Origin of the sequence: Mesorhizobium sp. M0410, from assembly GCF_040321435.1 — a bacterium.
Lineage (GTDB): Bacteria > Pseudomonadota > Alphaproteobacteria > Rhizobiales > Rhizobiaceae > Mesorhizobium.
This window is the reverse complement of the sequence record NZ_JAMYRN010000007.1, coordinates 40,631-55,603: the sequence shown is the minus strand read 5'-3', so window position 1 is coordinate 55,603 and position 14,973 is coordinate 40,631. Positions and strand designations below refer to the sequence as shown.

Below are 14,973 nucleotides of genomic sequence, written 5' to 3'. Positions count from 1 at the left end.
TCTGGAATGATCGAAGCAGAGATTTTTCGGGCACTGGCCGATCCAACGCGTCGCGCCGTCTATGAGCGGCTCGCCGACGGCGAGATGACGGTATCGGAACTCCGCAATGGCATGCCGGTTTCGCAGCCGGCAGTATCGCAGCATCTCGCGGTGCTGCGAGGTGCCGGCCTCGTGGTCGAACGCCGGGCCGGCCGCAATGCCTATTATCGCGCCGATCCGAACGGGCTTGCGCCGCTGCTCGGCTGGATCGAACGCTACCGCGCGTTCTGGCCAGAGCGCATCGAAAGGCTCAAGACGGTTTTGAAGGACATGGACCAATGACCAGCCGAGGCAAAGAACGCGCGGAAATGGCGGCAGACAAGATCGAGTTCGAGTGCGAGCTGCCCGAGCCGCCGGAAAAAGTGTGGCGGGCGCTGACAGTGCCGGACCTGCTCGCGGCCTGGATGATGCCAAACGACATTGAACCAAAGGTCGGCAACCGCTTTGCCTTTAAAGCGCCGGATGCGCCGATCGAGTGCGAAATCCTCGACGCGGATCCCGGACGGCTGCTGCGCTATTCCTGGCGGGAGCGGCCGGCGCCCGGCGATACGCGGGTGCCGCCCGGCAGCCCGGTGGAAAGCCCAATGAACGATAGGCCAGTGGATAGCATCGTCACCTTTACGCTCGACCGCACCGTTTCCGGCGGCACGCATCTGCGCATCGTCCATGATGGTTTTGCTCGGGCAGCAGTGCCGGAGATCGCCATGGCAGGCGCCGGTTGCCGACTTTCGTTTGAAGCGCGTACTCCCAAGTACAAGCAGATCGCCGCAAACACCGCGCGCCTCTTTATGCGCGCGGCCTGAACGACGACAGTCAAAGGAGATAACGATGAGCGGCCTTGCCAATTTGGTGCCGATGGTGATCGAGCAGTCGAGTCGCGGCGAACGTGCCTTCGATATATTTTCGCGGCTGCTGCGCGAGCGCATCGTCTTCATCAACGGGCCGATCGACGACGGCACCTCGGCGCTGGTCTGCGCCCAGCTTCTGTCGCTGGAATCCGACAATCCCGACAAGGAGGTCTCGCTCTACATCAACTCGCCGGGTGGCGTGGTGACCAGCGGTTTCGCCATCTACGATACGATGCAGTATATCAGCTGCCCGGTCTCCACCGTTTGTATGGGCTTCGCCGCCTCGATGGCCTCGTTTCTCCTGATGGCGGGCACGCCAGGGCGGCGTATCGCGCTACCCAACACCAGCATCGTGCTGCATCAGCCTCTCGGCGGTTTCCAAGGCCAAGCCTCCGATATCCAGCGCCATGCCGAGGGCATCCTTCGCACCAAGCGGCGCATGACCGATCTTTACGCCCATCATTGCGGCCGCACCTACGAAGAAGTGGAACGCACGCTCGACCGCGACTTTTTCATGACCGCCCAGGAGGCCAAGGATTGGGGACTCGTCGACCATGTTTTCGACACCCGCAAGCAGGCCGCATGAACGAGCAGGGCCGGCGGACGCAACCGACGCGATTGAGCGCCCGCAATTTCAGCGCCATCGGTCTGGTCTTGCCGCCATCACGGCACTATAGTCCGGCGATGACCGCCAGCCGTTCATCCAGCCTGTTGTGCCTTGCTATCGCTACTGTGGCCGGCACGAACATGCTGGTGGACATGGCATTTGCCCAAGATAATTCGACGTCTTCGCAAAAGGGCGCCCTGCCCGGCGTGACCAGCGACTATCGCATCGCCGAGCCAGGGCCGCAGCCTGAGCCCGACGACGCGGTTCCAAGCAGCGGCAACGGCACGTTCAAGATCGGCGATACCGACGTTCGAATTTCCGGCAGCATAACCATCGATGTCGCTACCGGCGGAATCAGGCCCCCCAGCCGGTAAGTTCGCCTGGCATGCACCACAAATGTGCCCTTCAAACGAACAGCCCCGTCATTGCTTGTGCAATTGACGGGGCTTCTTGGATCTAAAATCCAAATTGCCGGGAGTGTACTGCCGGCTTTTTATTTCGGATGCTTCGCGGCGTTCAGCCGACGATCCGACTAGCAGTCTCTGATTGTTGTGGGGATCGGCAGGTCAACGTTGGCAGGTAGCGCAAAACGCTTGGCCTAGCCACTTATACCTGCCGCGGCTCCAGCGACACGTGGAGCCTCAAGGAACTGTCCGGTGGAGTCATGCCTCTGCTCTCCTTCTGTTCGTTGCGACTGTCGTCGAAGCGCTCATCGCATAACCCGCGGCGTCTCGCAGGCTAGCCCCAGGCCGCGAGGCCATCGAAAGACGGCCGGCTTCGTTGACGTTTGGAGTCTGCCCCCGTGACAGATGGACGTCAACCTTGAATGGCCGATTACCGAAAAATGTGATCGCGAGACGCTTTGTGAACCCCGGGTGAACCCAGCCGCACGGGCAGCTTTTGTCAGGAGCGTGTTCGGCCTTTGTTCTTTCCGCTTGCCCGTTCGCGCGAAAGGCGGTTAAACGCTTTGGTCGAGAGTTGTGGCGTCTCTCGAAAAGGCGGCGAAATTACCTACATAGGGGATGGTCGGGAAAACCCGCCCATCCCACGAATTCCAGATTCTGAGGCGGCGACCGGCGATGGCCGACCATAAATATCTCTCCATTCGCGGGGCACGCGAACACAATCTGAAGAATGTCGATCTCGACCTGCCGCGTGACAGCCTGATCGTCATGACCGGGCTGTCGGGGTCAGGCAAGTCGTCGCTTGCCTTCGACACGATCTATGCCGAGGGCCAGCGCCGCTATGTCGAGAGCCTTTCGGCCTATGCACGACAATTCCTCGAAATGATGCAGAAGCCGGACGTCGACCAGATCGACGGCCTGTCGCCAGCCATCTCCATCGAGCAGAAGACCACCTCGAAGAACCCACGTTCGACTGTCGGCACCGTCACCGAGATCTACGATTATATGCGGCTTTTGTTCGCCCGCGTCGGTGTACCTTATTCGCCGGCCACCGGCCTGCCGATCGAGAGCCAGACGGTCTCGCAGATGGTCGACCGGGTGCTTGCAGTCGAGGAAGGCACCCGGCTGTTCATCCTGGCGCCGATGGTGCGCGGCCGCAAAGGCGAGTACCGCAAGGAACTGCTGGAGCTGCAGAAGAAGGGTTTTCAGCGCGTCAAGGTCGATGGCGTCTTCTACGAGATCGCCGACGTGCCCGCGCTGGACAAGAAGTACAAGCATGACATCGACGTTGTCGTCGACCGCATCGTCGTGCGCGGCGATCTGGCGACGCGGCTCGCCGATTCCATCGAGACCGCGCTGAAGCTTGCAGACGGACTGGCGGTAGCGGAATTTGCCGACAGGCCGCTCGACGCCAGCCAGACCGGCGAGGATTCGGTCAACAAATCGAAGAACGAGACGCATGAACGCATGCTGTTCTCGGAAAAGTTCGCCTGCCCGGTGTCCGGCTTTACCATTCCCGAGATCGAGCCCAGGCTGTTCTCCTTCAACAATCCGTTCGGCGCGTGCCCGACCTGCGATGGGCTCGGCAGCCAACGCGCCATCGATGCCAGCCTGGTCGTGCCCGACGAGAATGTCTCGCTGCGCGCCGGCGCCGTCAGCCCTTGGGCGAAATCGACGTCGCCCTATTATGCGCAAACGCTGGAAGCGCTGGGCGTTGCCTACGGCTTCAAGCTCGGCGACAAGTTCAAGGATCTGAGCGAAGAGGCAAAGCAAGCCATCCTGCACGGCACCGGCGAGCGCGAAATCACCTTCCACTACGATGACGGCCTGCGCTCCTACAAGACGACCAAGACCTTCGAGGGCGTCATCCCCAACCTCGAGCGCCGCTGGAAGGAAACCGAATCCGCCTGGATGCGCGAGGAGATCGAGCGCTTCATGTCGGCCACGCCCTGCCCGGCCTGCCGCGGCTATCGGCTGAAGCCCGAGGCGCTCGCGGTCAAGATCGCCGGCAAGCACATTGGCGAGGTCACCGAGCTGTCGATCCGCAAGGCCGACCAGTGGTTCACCGATCTGCCCGCTTCGCTCAACGACAAGCAGAACGAGATTGCGGTGCGCGTGCTCAAGGAAATCCGCGAGCGGCTGCGCTTCCTCAACGATGTCGGGCTCGATTATCTGACGCTGTCGCGCAACTCCGGCACGCTGTCAGGCGGCGAGAGCCAGCGCATCCGTCTTGCCTCGCAGATCGGCTCCGGCCTGACCGGCGTACTTTACGTGCTGGACGAGCCGTCGATCGGTCTGCACCAGCGCGACAATGCCCGCCTGCTCGATACGCTGAAGCATCTGCGCGACATCGGCAACACAGTGATCGTCGTCGAGCATGACGAGGACGCCATCCTGCACGCCGACTATGTCGTCGATATCGGCCCGGCCGCCGGCATTCATGGCGGCCACATCATCGCCCAGGGCACGCCGCAGCAGATCATGGCGACGCCCGCTTCGATCACCGGCAAATATCTGTCGGGCGAGCTCGAAGTGGCGACACCGGCAGTGCGGCGCGAGGCCAAGAAGAGCCGCCGGCTGAAGGTCGTCGGCGCGCGCGGCAACAATCTGAAGAACGTCACCGCTGAAATCCCGCTCGGCACTTTTACCGCCGTCACCGGCGTGTCCGGCGGCGGCAAGTCGACCTTCCTGATCGAGACCCTGTTCAAGGCGGCGTCGCGCCGCATCATGGGCTCGCGCGAGCATCCGGCCGAGCACGACCGCATCGAGGGGCTCGAATTCCTCGACAAGGTCATCGACATCGACCAGTCGCCGATCGGGCGCACCCCGCGCTCCAACCCCGCCACCTATACCGGCGCCTTCACGCCGATCCGCGACTGGTTCGCCGGCTTGCCGGAGTCGAAGGCGCGCGGCTACCAGCCGGGCCGCTTCTCGTTCAACGTCAAGGGCGGCCGCTGCGAGGCCTGCCAGGGCGACGGCGTCATCAAAATCGAGATGCACTTCCTGCCCGACGTCTACGTCACCTGCGACATCTGCCACGGCAAGCGTTACAACCGCGAGACACTGGACGTCCTGTTCAAGGGCAAGTCGATCGCCGACGTTCTCGACATGACGGTCGAGGAAGGCGTCGATTTCTTCGCCGCCGTGCCCGGCGTGCGCGACAAGCTGGAGACACTCAAACGGGTCGGCCTCGGCTACATCCATGTTGGCCAGCAGGCAACGACCTTGTCGGGCGGCGAGGCGCAGCGCATCAAGCTTGCCAAGGAACTGTCGCGCAAGGCGACCGGCAAGACGCTCTACATTCTCGATGAGCCAACCACCGGCCTGCATTTCCACGACGTCGCCAAGTTGCTTGAAGTGCTGCACGAGCTGGTCGACCAGGGCAACACGGTCGTCGTCATCGAGCACAATCTAGAGGTGATCAAGACCGCTGACTGGGTTCTCGATCTTGGCCCCGAAGGTGGTGACGGCGGCGGCGAGCTGGTGGCGTCCGGCACGCCGGAGGACATCGTCCGCGAAAAACGCAGCTATACCGGGCAGTTCCTGAGGGAATTGCTGGAGCGGCGCCCCGGAGGCAAGCGCGAAGCGGCGGAGTGATGGCAAAGAACGGTCTCATCACGGTCCAAAGCCGCTTCGGCGTGACCGAAACCATCGATCGCCTGGTCGAAACTGTCGAACGTGCAGGATTACTGGTCTTCGCCCGCATTGATCACGCCGCTGGTGCGCGCAGCGTCGAAACATCACTGCGTCCAACCCAGCTCCTGATTTTCGGCAATCCGAAAGGCGGTACGCCACTGATGCAGGACCGGCAGCTTGCCGGCATCGATTTGCCGGTCAAGGCACTGGCTTGGGAGGACGGGCAAGGCAAGGTCTGGCTCTCCTACAATGACGCGCACTGGCTCGCTGAGCGCCACGGCTTGGGCGACGCCAGTCGCAATGCCGTCGCTGCGATCGCCGACGGCATGGACAAGGTGATTGCGGCCGCTGCCGGCGCGGGCCAGTTTTGATGACGAGAGCCGCTCGGGCCGATGATCTCTCCACGGTGATTTCGCTCACCACCGACGCCTACGCGCCCTACACTGCCCTGTTCGGAGCGCCGCCGATCCCCGTCACACAGGACTATGCGCCGCGCATCCAACGCGGCGAGGTCTGGCTTTTGGAGCAGAATGGACAGCCGGCCGGCTTGATCGTTCTCGAACGAAATGCGGACCATACAATGATCTTCAGCGTTGCCGTTGCGCCAGCCTTTCAGGGCAAGGGTTTCGGCATCGGGCTGCTCGACTGGGCCGAGCAACAGACGCGCTTGTGGAGCTTGCCTGAGATCCGACTCTACACCAATGCCAGAATGGAACGGAACGTTTCGTTGTATAAGGCCTACGGCTTTCGCGAAACGGGTCGCCGGCCCAATCCATATCGGCCAGGATGGACGGTCGTCGACATGGCGAAAGCCGTCGAGACGACCGCCATCGCGTGATCCTTTTCTGCAAACCGGGAGGACGACCATGACTCAATCAGGAACAATCCGCGCCGGCATGGGCGGCTGGACCTTCGAGCCGTGGGACACGTCCTTCTACCCGGACAAATTGTCGAAGGCCAAGCAACTGCATTATGCCAGCCGGCAGGTGCCCACCATCGAGGTCAACGGCACCTATTATTCGAGCTTCAAGGAGCCGACCTTCGTCAAATGGGCCAACGAGGTGCCGGATGGTTTCGTCTATTCGCTGAAGGGCAACCGCTTTGTCACCAACCGCCGCGTGCTCGGCGAGGCCGGGGAATCGATCATGCGCTTCCTCGGGTCGGGCGTCGCCGCACTTGGCGACAAGCTCGGGCCGATCCTGTGGCAGTTCGCGCCGACCAAGAAATTCGACCCGGACGATTTCGAGGCCTTCCTCAAGCTGTTGCCGGAAAAGCAGGACGGCGTTGCGCTGCGCCACGCGGTCGAGGTGCGCAACGACAGCTTCGTCGTGCCGGAGTTCGCCGCCTTGGCGCGAAAGCACAAGGCCGCCATCGTCTATGCCGACCACGCCAAATATCCTGGGATTGGCGACGTTACCGGCGATTTCATCTATGCGCGGCTGCAGACCGGCAGCGACGACAATCCCGATTGCTACACGCCAAAGGCGCTCGACGAATGGGCGGCGCGCGCAAACACCTGGGCGGAAGGCAAGGTGCCGGTCGACCTGTCGCGTGCCGATCCTTCAACCGACGCGCCGGTCAAGCCACGCGATGTGTTCGTCTACTTCATCACAGAGGGCAAGGTCCGCGCTCCATTCGGCGCCATCGCCCTGATGAAGCGGGTCGCAGGCTGACGCCGCTGTCGGTGGTCCGCCTGGCTTGGTCCTAAACTACCGGCTATGCGGCGCGTTCGTCCGGACGCCGATCAACCCTGACGATCTCATTGAAAGCATCGAGATCGACATAGAAGACCTTGGTGATCTCCGCGATGAGTTCGTCGTGGTCATACCCCTGCGATTTCAGAATGTTGATGGCTGTCAGGATGTCGACGCGCTCCGTGAGCCGTCGTTTCTGATAGTCCTCGACATAGCACTCCATTGACTGGCCCTGGCTCCCAAGCACCCGAAATGTTGGACGACAACAGATCGCTCGAAGGGAAGGGCTTGCGCGCAAGCGTGCCGACGCATCCGCGCCTTCCCCTGATCTGCCAAGTTGAAACTGGTACGGAAAGCGGCCGACTCACCAAGGCCAAGCAAAATCTAGCACGCAATCTGCAGCGCGCCAGAGTTGCAAAGTAATAGAATCAATAAGAATTCAGACGGTCAGGAATTTGCGGACGTCCGCCCGGTCGAGATCCTCGGCCGAGCCGGTATGAACGATCTGGCCACGGTCCATGATGTTGACCTCGTCGGCCAATTCCCGGCAGAAGTCGAGATACTGTTCGACCAGGAGCACGGGGATGCCGGCCTGGTCGCGCAGATAGCGGATGGCGCGGCCGATATCCTTGATGATCGACGGCTGGATGCCTTCGGTCGGCTCGTCGAGCACCAGCAGTTTAGGCCGCATCACCAGTGCCCTACCGATGGCAAGCTGCTGCTGCTGGCCGCCGGAAAGATCACCGCCTCGGCGCGCGAGCATCTGCTTCAGCACCGGAAACAATTCGAAGACGTGACCGGGAATGTTGCGGTCGGCGCGCTTCAGCGGCGCGAAGCCAGATTCGAGGTTTTCCCGCACCGTAAGCAGCGGAAATATCTCCCTGCCCTGCGGCACGAATGCGATGCCCGACCGGGCGCGATCATACGCCGCGCTCCGGTCGAGCGCCTTCCCCTCGAAGGCAACGCTTCCGCTCGTCAGCCGATGATGGCCGACGATCGATCTCATCAAACTGGTCTTGCCGACGCCGTTGCGACCGAGCACGCAGGTGATCTTGCCGGCGCGGGCTGTCAGCGAGACACCGCGCAGCGCCTGAGCGGCGCCGTAATGCAGCGTGGCATTGGAGACTTCGAGCATGGTCAGCGCTTTCTCCAACGCGTGAAGAACGAAAGGTCGAAATGATGGAACGGAACGCGCCAGACCATGATCATCTCCCCAGGTAGACTTCGACGACGCGCTCGTCGGCCGAAACGAAGTCGAGGCTGCCCTCGGAAAGCACCGAGCCTTCGTGCAGGCAGGTAACCTTGACGCCGAGCTCGCGCACGAAATGCATGTCGTGCTCGACGACGATGACCGAATGGTCGCGCGCGATATCCCTGAGCAGCCGCGCGGTTTCCTCGGTCTCGGCGTCGGTCATGCCGGCAACCGGCTCATCGACCAGCAGCAGCAGCGGATCCTGCGCCAGAAGCATGCCGATCTCGAGCCATTGCTTTTGGCCGTGGCTCAGATTGGCGGCGAGTTCGTCGCGCTTGTCGCCAAGCCGGATGATGCCGAGGATGTCGTCGATCTGCCGCACTTCCGCGGCCGAGCGACGATGGAACAGTGCCGGGAAGATCGAGCGCGGGCCTTTCAGCGCCAGCATCAGATTGTCCTCGATCGTGTGGCTTTCAAAGACGGTCGGCTTCTGGAATTTACGGCCGATGCCCATCATGGCGATTTCGGCCTCGTCGTGTTTGGTCAGATCGACCTCACCGTTGAAGAAAACCTCGCCCGCATCGGGCCGCGTCTTGCCGGTGACGATGTCCATCATCGTCGTCTTTCCGGCGCCGTTGGGGCCGATGATCGCCCGCATCTCGCCTTTGTCGAGCACCAGCGAAAGGTTGTTGATGGCGCGAAAACCGTCAAAGGAAACCGAAACGCCGTCGAGATAGAGGATGGTGTTGCTCTTCGACATCAGACCATCACTCCGCCGGCTGCGGTTCGGCGCTGGAGGCCGACCAGTCGCCCGGCCTTCTCGCCGCCGAACGGTCGGTTTTCGGCGGCACCGGCGCATCGGGATCGATCCCGGCTTCCTCGGCAACCGAGGCCGCCCGCAACGCCTTGGCGTTGCCGCGCCAGGAATCCCACATGCCGATGATGCCCTTGGGCAGGAACAGCGTGACGGCGACAAACAGTCCGCCCAGCGCAAACAACCAGAATTCAGGCAGCACGCCGGTGAACCAGGATTTACCGGCATTGACCAAAAGCGCGCCGATGATCGGCCCGACGATGGTGCCGCGCCCGCCGACGGCCGCCCACACCACCACCTCGATCGAATTGGACGGCTCGAATTCGCCAGGGTTGATGATGCCGACCTGCGGTACGTAAAGCGCACCGGCGATGCCGGCCATCACCGCCGACACGGTGAAGGCGAACAGTTTGACGTTCTCCGCCCGCCAGCCGAGAAAGCGCGTGCGGCTTTCGGCGTCGCGCACCGCCATCAAAAGCTTGCCGTATTTGGAACCGACGATTGCCCAGGTGACGAAGACGGCGAGCGCCAGCATGACGGCGCTAGCCGCGAACAGCGCCGAGCGTGTCATGTCGGCCTGCACGTTGAAGCCTAGAATATCCTTGAAGTCGGTCAGGCCGTTATTGCCGCCGAAACCCATGTCGTTTCGGAAAAAGGCAAGCAGCAGCGCATAGGTCATCGCCTGGGTGATGATCGACAGATAGACGCCGGTGACGCGACTGCGGAAGGCAAACCAGCCGAAGACGAAGGCGAGCAGGCCGGGTACTGCAAGCACCATGATTGCGGCAAACCAGAAATGGTCGAAACCGTACCAGAACCACGGCAGTTCCTTGTAGTTCAGGAACACCATGAAGTCCGGCAGCAGCGGATTGCCGTAGACGCCGCGCGAGCCGATCTGGCGCATCAGATACATGCCCATCGCATAGCCGCCGAGTGCGAAGAAGGCGCCGTGGCCGAGCGAGAGGATGCCGCAATAGCCCCAGACGAGATCGAGGGCCAAGGCGAGCAGCGCATAGCAGAGATATTTGCCGGTGAGCGCGACGATATAGGACGGCACGTAAAACGCACTTGTCGGCGAGACCGCAAGATTGAGCAGCGGCACGACGATCGCAACCGCCAGCAGGATGAAGATGGTGATGGCGACGCGGCGGTCGGCGCCGGCGGCAAAGAAGCGTCGCGTGATCATGCTTCCACCGACCTGCCCTTGAGCGCGAACAGGCCGCGCGGGCGTTTCTGGATGAACAGAATGATCAGCACCAGAACGACGATCTTGCCGAGCACCGCTCCGGCATACGGTTCGAGGAATTTGTTGACAATGCCGAGCGAGAAGGCGCCGACCAGCGTGCCCCAGAGATTGCCGACGCCGCCGAAGACGACGACCATGAAGCTGTCGATGATGTAGCCGCGGCCGAGATTGGGCGAGACATTGTCGATCTGGCTGAGCGCGACGCCGGCGATGCCGGCAATGCCGGACCCCAATGCAAAGGTCAGGGCATCGACCCACGGCGTCCTGATGCCCATAGAGGCGGCCATCCGGCGATTGGCCGTGACGGCACGCATCTGCAGCCCCCAGGGCGTGCGTTTCATCACGTAAAGCAGCACAGCGAAGACGCCGAGCGCAAAAGCCAGGATCCAGAGCCGGTTCCAGGTGACCGAAAGCTGGCCGATCGCGAACGAACCTGACATCCAGGATGGGTTGCCGACCTCCTGGTTGGTCGGCCCGAAGATGGTGCGCACGGCCTGCTGCAGGATCAGCGAGACACCCCATGTCGCTAGCAGGGTCTCCAACGGCCGGCCATAGAGGAAGCGGATCAGCCCGCGCTCTATGATAAGGCCGACGAGCGCCGCCACCAGGAAGGCCAGCGGCAGGGCGATGACCAGCGACCAGTCGAACAGGCCGGGAAAGGAATTGCGGATAACCTCCTGCACGACGAAGGTCGTGTAGGCGCCCAGCATGACCATCTCGCCATGCGCCATGTTGATGACGCCCATGACGCCGAAAGTGATGGCAAGGCCGATCGCCGCCAGCAGCAGCACCGATCCGAGCGATATGCCGTACCAGATATTCTGGCCGGCGTCCCACAGCGCCAGCGTCGAATTGATGTTGGATATCGCCGCAGTCGCCGCGTCCTTCACCGCACCTTCGGAACTGGCCTCCACCGACGTGAGCAGCGACACCGCATCCCGGTCGCCGCGCGCACCGATGAGCGCTATCGCCGCCAATTTGTCGGCCTCCGGCCTGTCTGAAACGAGAACCGACGCGGCGTGGGCCTGTTCGAGCAGCGCCTTGACGCTTGCCGCGCTCTCATTGGCGATCGCGGTGTCGAGCGGCTCGATGTTTGCCGCGTCCGGCGTCTTGAACATGGTGTCGGCGGCGGCAATGCGCACCGCCGGATCCTTGGAGCCCAGCGTCAGCGTGCCCAGCGCGTCGCGGATGACGCGGCGCAGCGTGTTGTTGACCTTGATCTTGGTGATGTCGGCCTTGGCTGCTTCGCCAGACTTTTCGCCGGTGAGCGCATCGAGCAGTTCGATGCTGTCGCCGCTCTCCTTGCCGACAAAGACTACTGAATCGGCCTTGCGGACGTAAAGGCTGCCCTCCGCAAGCGCGGCAAGCGGCCGTTCGACGGCTGTGTCGCCGGTTGCCGCAAGCTCGCGCACGATGGCTTCGATCGCTGAAAAATTGGAGGCGGTGGCGAGTTTGGCGACGACCGCGCGCAGATCGGATTCGCTGGCGTTCGACGGCAGCAGCATTCCCAGAAGGAGGAGCAGCATCAAGCCAATCGCGCGGATCAGGATCATCGGTTTCTGGTGGCTCTTGGAGGTTGAATGTCGCCTCCGGGCAGGCTGGAGGACGAGCCCGCCCGGAGGCTTTTGCGGTCTGGGAGGACAGACCGGGAGGATCAGTTGGTTCCCTTGCCGCCGCATTTGCCTGTGGCGACATTGAAGTTGCCGCAGGACAGAGGCGCGCGCCAATCGGAGATCAGGTCCTTGGAGTCAGGCAGGTAGTCGGACCACTCGTCGCCCATCACCAGGCCCGGCGTCTGCGAGACGGTTTCGAACTGGCCGTCGGCCTGGATTTCGCCGATCAGCACCGGCTTGGTGATATGATGGTTCGGCATCATGGTCGAATAACCGCCGGTCAGGTTCGGCACCGAGACGCCGACCATGGCGTCGATGACCTTGTCCGGATCGGTGGTGCCGGCCTTCTCGACCGCCTTCACCCACATGTTGAAGCCGATATAGTGGGCTTCCATCGGATCGTTGGTGGTGCGCTTGTCGTTCTTGATGAACTTGTGCCAGTCGGCGATGAACTTCGCGTTCTCGGGCGTATCGACGCTTTCGAAATAGTTCCAGGCGGCGAGATGGCCGACCAGCGGCGCAGTGTCCAGACCGGCAAGCTCTTCCTCGCCGACCGAGAAGGCCATGACCGGGATGTCCTCGGCCTTGATGCCCTGGTTGCCGAGCTCCTTGTAGAACGGCACGTTGGCGTCGCCATTGACGGTCGAGACGACGGCGGTCTTCTTGCCGGCCGAGCCGAACTTCTTGATCGCCGAGACTTCGGTCTGCCAGTCGGAGAAACCGAACGGCGTGTAGTTGACCATGATGTCTTCGGCGGCAACGCCCTTCGCCTTCAGATAGGCCTCGAGGATCTTGTTGGTGGTGCGCGGGTAGACGTAGTCGGTGCCTTCGAGCACCCAGCGCTTCACCGAACCGCCATCCTCGCTCATCAGATAATCGACGGCCGGAATGGCCTGCTGGTTCGGCGCCGCACCGGTGTAGAACACGTTGCGCTCGCTTTCCTCACCCTCATACTGGACCGGGTAGAACAGGATGTTGTCGAGCTCGCTGAACACCGGCAGCACCGATTTGCGCGACACCGAGGTCCAGCAGCCGAACACCGCGGCGACCTTGTCCTTCGAGATCAGCTCGCGCGCCTTTTCGGCGAACAGCGGCCAGTTGGAAGCCGGATCGACGACCACCGCCTCGAGCTTCTTGCCGAGCAGGCCGCCCTTGGCATTCTGCTCTTCGATGAGCATCAGCATGGCGTCCTTCAGCGTTGTCTCCGAGATCGCCATGGTTCCCGACAGCGAATGGAGGATGCCGACCTTGATGGTGTCGTCGGCCGCCTTGGCGGGAACGCTCATCAGCAGGCCGGCGGTGACCACGCCGGCCGAAAACATTTTTGCTATTGTCGAGAAACTGCCCCTCATACTTTTAAACTCCCAAGCTGGTTAACTGCATCGGGACAGACCATGCAACGGCTGTGCCAATCACCGGAGCAAGGTCGGAGGATTTGAGATTTCCCAGCTCTGTCAGTCGGTTAATGTATTAGCTGCAGGAGATGAACCTCGCCTGCTATGTTCGAAACGAGAAAGGATCACCCATATCAGCCTAAGTTTTGCTCACATATAGGCCAATGCCTGAATTTTGAGCAGCATCATATGAGTGCTGGCGAGGATTGCAGCGCCGCGGCGAAATGGGCAAGTTTGAACCCCTTTAACGAGCGATCAAATGGCTTTCAGAGCTTCTTGCATTTTCACCGCCATGCTTCTGCTGGCGGCGACGACCGTAGCGCGCGCCGGCTTCAGCGACGGCAAGCTGCCGGACGGCTCCTATCATTGCGAAGTCTATCTGCTTGGCATGTTCCTCAGCCTCGGCGACATCACCATCAAGGGAAACGTCTATAGCGGTCCTGTGAGCTTCGGCATCGCGCCGCAGAGCTACAATTACCAGATGGATGCAGACGGCGTGATCACCTGGCTAGGTCCGCTGGGTGGCTATACCAGTGGCGGCAACTCGATCTCGCTTACGCAGGCGACGCTGGAAAGCGGAACCACCCCGTCCTTCGACATCATCATGAAGCAGCCAGACGGCGCCTTTACCGCCTCGACCTGCACGAAGCGTTGAAAAAAGTACGGAACCTGGCGAGGTTCCGTACTCCGAAGCACAAAGCCGCCTAGCTCTCCGCCGCCAGATCGAGCGCCAGCCGGGTCATATCGGTGAAAAGCCCCTGGCGTTCGGAATAGTCGGTCTGCTCGCCGGTTGCCACGTTGTCGACGACGGTCAGGATCGACAGCGCCCGAGCGCCGAAATCGGCCGCAATGCGGTAAAGTGCGCTGGTTTCCATGTCCACGGCGAGCGCGCCCTGTGCCTGTGCTTCGGCAAAGCGTTCGCGCCCCAGCGGATGATAGAAAATATCGCTGCAAATGGTCAGCCCGGCCCGATGGTCGATGCCGAGTTCCGAAGCTCGGGCCAATGCCTGGGTCAACAATGCCGGATCGGGGCCGGCATCGGCACGATAGAGCCCAAAAACCTGGCCGCTCTCCGCATTTTCGCCACGCACCGATTGCGCGATCACCAGGCTGCGCAGCGCCATCTCGGCGGTCAGGCCACCGCAGGTACCAGTGCGGATCAGTGTTTTCGCACCATAGAAGTCCAGCAGCTCATGCACATAGACCAGGAACGAAGAGACGCCGATGCCGGTGGATTGGATGCTGACAGGTTTGCCGCGAAACAGCCCGGTAAAGCCGAGCGCGCCGCGGCGGCGGTTGACGCAGCGCGGCGCTTCCAGAAAGGTTTCCGCCATCCATTCAGCGCGCTGCGGGTCGCCCGGCAGCAGCACCGTGCTTGCGTAGTCGCCTTTGCTAGCTTCGTTGTGTGGCGTCACGGCATGCTTTCCAAAACCCGTCGCCCGTTTCGCCTGCCATCATGGCAGTCTCACGACATTGCGCAAGCGGA

The 14,973-nt window shown here is 62.0% G+C and carries 16 protein-coding genes; 9 read left to right on the top strand and 7 right to left on the bottom strand.

Going from position 1 to position 14,973, the window contains the following annotated elements; genetic code table 11:
- The first annotated feature begins 6 nt into the window (after positions 1 to 6).
- The 8 genes from NKI63_RS11755 (at position 7) to NKI63_RS11720 (ending at position 7,207) form a co-directional block, all read left to right on the top strand.
- Positions 7 to 321: an ArsR/SmtB family transcription factor gene (locus tag NKI63_RS11755; protein WP_352478973.1), complete on the top strand. Its 315-nt coding sequence runs from the start codon at positions 7 to 9 to the stop codon at positions 319 to 321.
- Complete coding sequence (locus tag NKI63_RS11750) at positions 318 to 842, top strand: SRPBCC family protein (RefSeq protein WP_352507876.1); 525 nt, start codon at positions 318 to 320, stop codon at positions 840 to 842. The genes NKI63_RS11755 and NKI63_RS11750 overlap by 4 nt, the downstream gene beginning before the upstream one ends.
- A gap of 25 nt (positions 843 to 867) precedes the next feature.
- Positions 868 to 1,473, top strand: coding sequence for an ATP-dependent Clp protease proteolytic subunit (locus NKI63_RS11745; RefSeq protein WP_254817374.1), 606 nt, complete (start codon positions 868 to 870; stop codon positions 1,471 to 1,473).
- A 98-nt stretch (positions 1,474 to 1,571) separates the two neighbouring features.
- Complete coding sequence (locus NKI63_RS11740) at positions 1,572 to 1,868, top strand: hypothetical protein (protein WP_352479042.1); 297 nt, start codon at positions 1,572 to 1,574, stop codon at positions 1,866 to 1,868.
- Positions 1,869 to 2,573: 705 nt separating this feature from the next.
- Positions 2,574 to 5,495, top strand: a complete 2,922-nt coding sequence (gene uvrA / locus NKI63_RS11735) for an excinuclease ABC subunit UvrA (protein WP_352507875.1) — start codon at positions 2,574 to 2,576, stop codon at positions 5,493 to 5,495.
- Positions 5,495 to 5,905, top strand: coding sequence for a DUF302 domain-containing protein (locus NKI63_RS11730; protein WP_352507874.1), 411 nt, complete (start codon positions 5,495 to 5,497; stop codon positions 5,903 to 5,905). Before uvrA ends, NKI63_RS11730 begins: the two co-directional genes overlap by 1 nt.
- Entirely contained in the window at positions 5,902 to 6,372 is a 471-nt protein-coding gene (locus NKI63_RS11725) for a GNAT family N-acetyltransferase (protein WP_502896224.1), read from the top strand. The genes NKI63_RS11730 and NKI63_RS11725 overlap by 4 nt, the downstream gene beginning before the upstream one ends.
- 28 nt (positions 6,373 to 6,400) lie before the next feature.
- A complete protein-coding gene (locus NKI63_RS11720) occupies positions 6,401 to 7,207 on the top strand; it encodes a DUF72 domain-containing protein (protein ID WP_352507872.1) in 807 nt (268 codons plus the stop codon).
- 43 nt (positions 7,208 to 7,250) lie between these two features.
- Here NKI63_RS11720 and NKI63_RS11715 read toward each other — a convergent pair whose 3' ends face one another.
- The 6 genes from NKI63_RS11715 to urtA form a co-directional block, all read right to left on the bottom strand.
- The gene (locus tag NKI63_RS11715; RefSeq protein ID WP_352507871.1) at positions 7,251 to 7,451 is read right to left on the bottom strand and encodes a hypothetical protein; all 201 of its coding nucleotides are present in this window, start codon (positions 7,449 to 7,451) and stop codon (positions 7,251 to 7,253) included.
- Between the two features lie 216 nt (positions 7,452 to 7,667).
- Positions 7,668 to 8,363: an urea ABC transporter ATP-binding subunit UrtE gene (gene urtE, locus NKI63_RS11710; protein WP_352688276.1), complete on the bottom strand. Its 696-nt coding sequence runs from the start codon at positions 8,361 to 8,363 to the stop codon at positions 7,668 to 7,670.
- A 70-nt stretch (positions 8,364 to 8,433) separates the two neighbouring features.
- Positions 8,434 to 9,180, bottom strand: coding sequence for an urea ABC transporter ATP-binding protein UrtD (urtD, locus tag NKI63_RS11705; RefSeq protein ID WP_352478979.1), 747 nt, complete (start codon positions 9,178 to 9,180; stop codon positions 8,434 to 8,436).
- A 7-nt stretch (positions 9,181 to 9,187) separates the two neighbouring features.
- On the bottom strand, positions 9,188 to 10,420 hold the full coding sequence (gene urtC, locus NKI63_RS11700) for an urea ABC transporter permease subunit UrtC (RefSeq protein ID WP_352688273.1): 1,233 nt from the start codon (positions 10,418 to 10,420) through the stop codon (positions 9,188 to 9,190).
- Positions 10,417 to 12,033, bottom strand: coding sequence for an urea ABC transporter permease subunit UrtB (gene urtB, locus NKI63_RS11695; RefSeq protein ID WP_352507868.1), 1,617 nt, complete (start codon positions 12,031 to 12,033; stop codon positions 10,417 to 10,419). The genes urtC and urtB overlap by 4 nt, the downstream gene beginning before the upstream one ends.
- A gap of 101 nt (positions 12,034 to 12,134) precedes the next feature.
- A complete protein-coding gene (urtA, locus tag NKI63_RS11690) occupies positions 12,135 to 13,445 on the bottom strand; it encodes an urea ABC transporter substrate-binding protein (RefSeq protein WP_502894309.1) in 1,311 nt (436 codons plus the stop codon).
- A gap of 301 nt (positions 13,446 to 13,746) precedes the next feature.
- On the opposite strand from urtA, the gene NKI63_RS11685 reads away from it, so the two are divergent.
- Positions 13,747 to 14,142 carry a hypothetical protein gene (locus NKI63_RS11685; protein ID WP_023674851.1) on the top strand — a complete coding sequence of 132 codons (396 nt, stop codon included), beginning with the start codon at positions 13,747 to 13,749 and terminating at the stop codon, positions 14,140 to 14,142.
- Between the two features lie 49 nt (positions 14,143 to 14,191).
- On the opposite strand, the gene NKI63_RS11680 is transcribed toward NKI63_RS11685, so the two are convergent.
- Positions 14,192 to 14,902 (bottom strand): purine-nucleoside phosphorylase, encoded by a 711-nt coding sequence (locus NKI63_RS11680; RefSeq protein WP_254817383.1) that lies wholly within the window; start codon positions 14,900 to 14,902, stop codon positions 14,192 to 14,194.
- Positions 14,903 to 14,973: the final 71 nt, after the last annotated feature.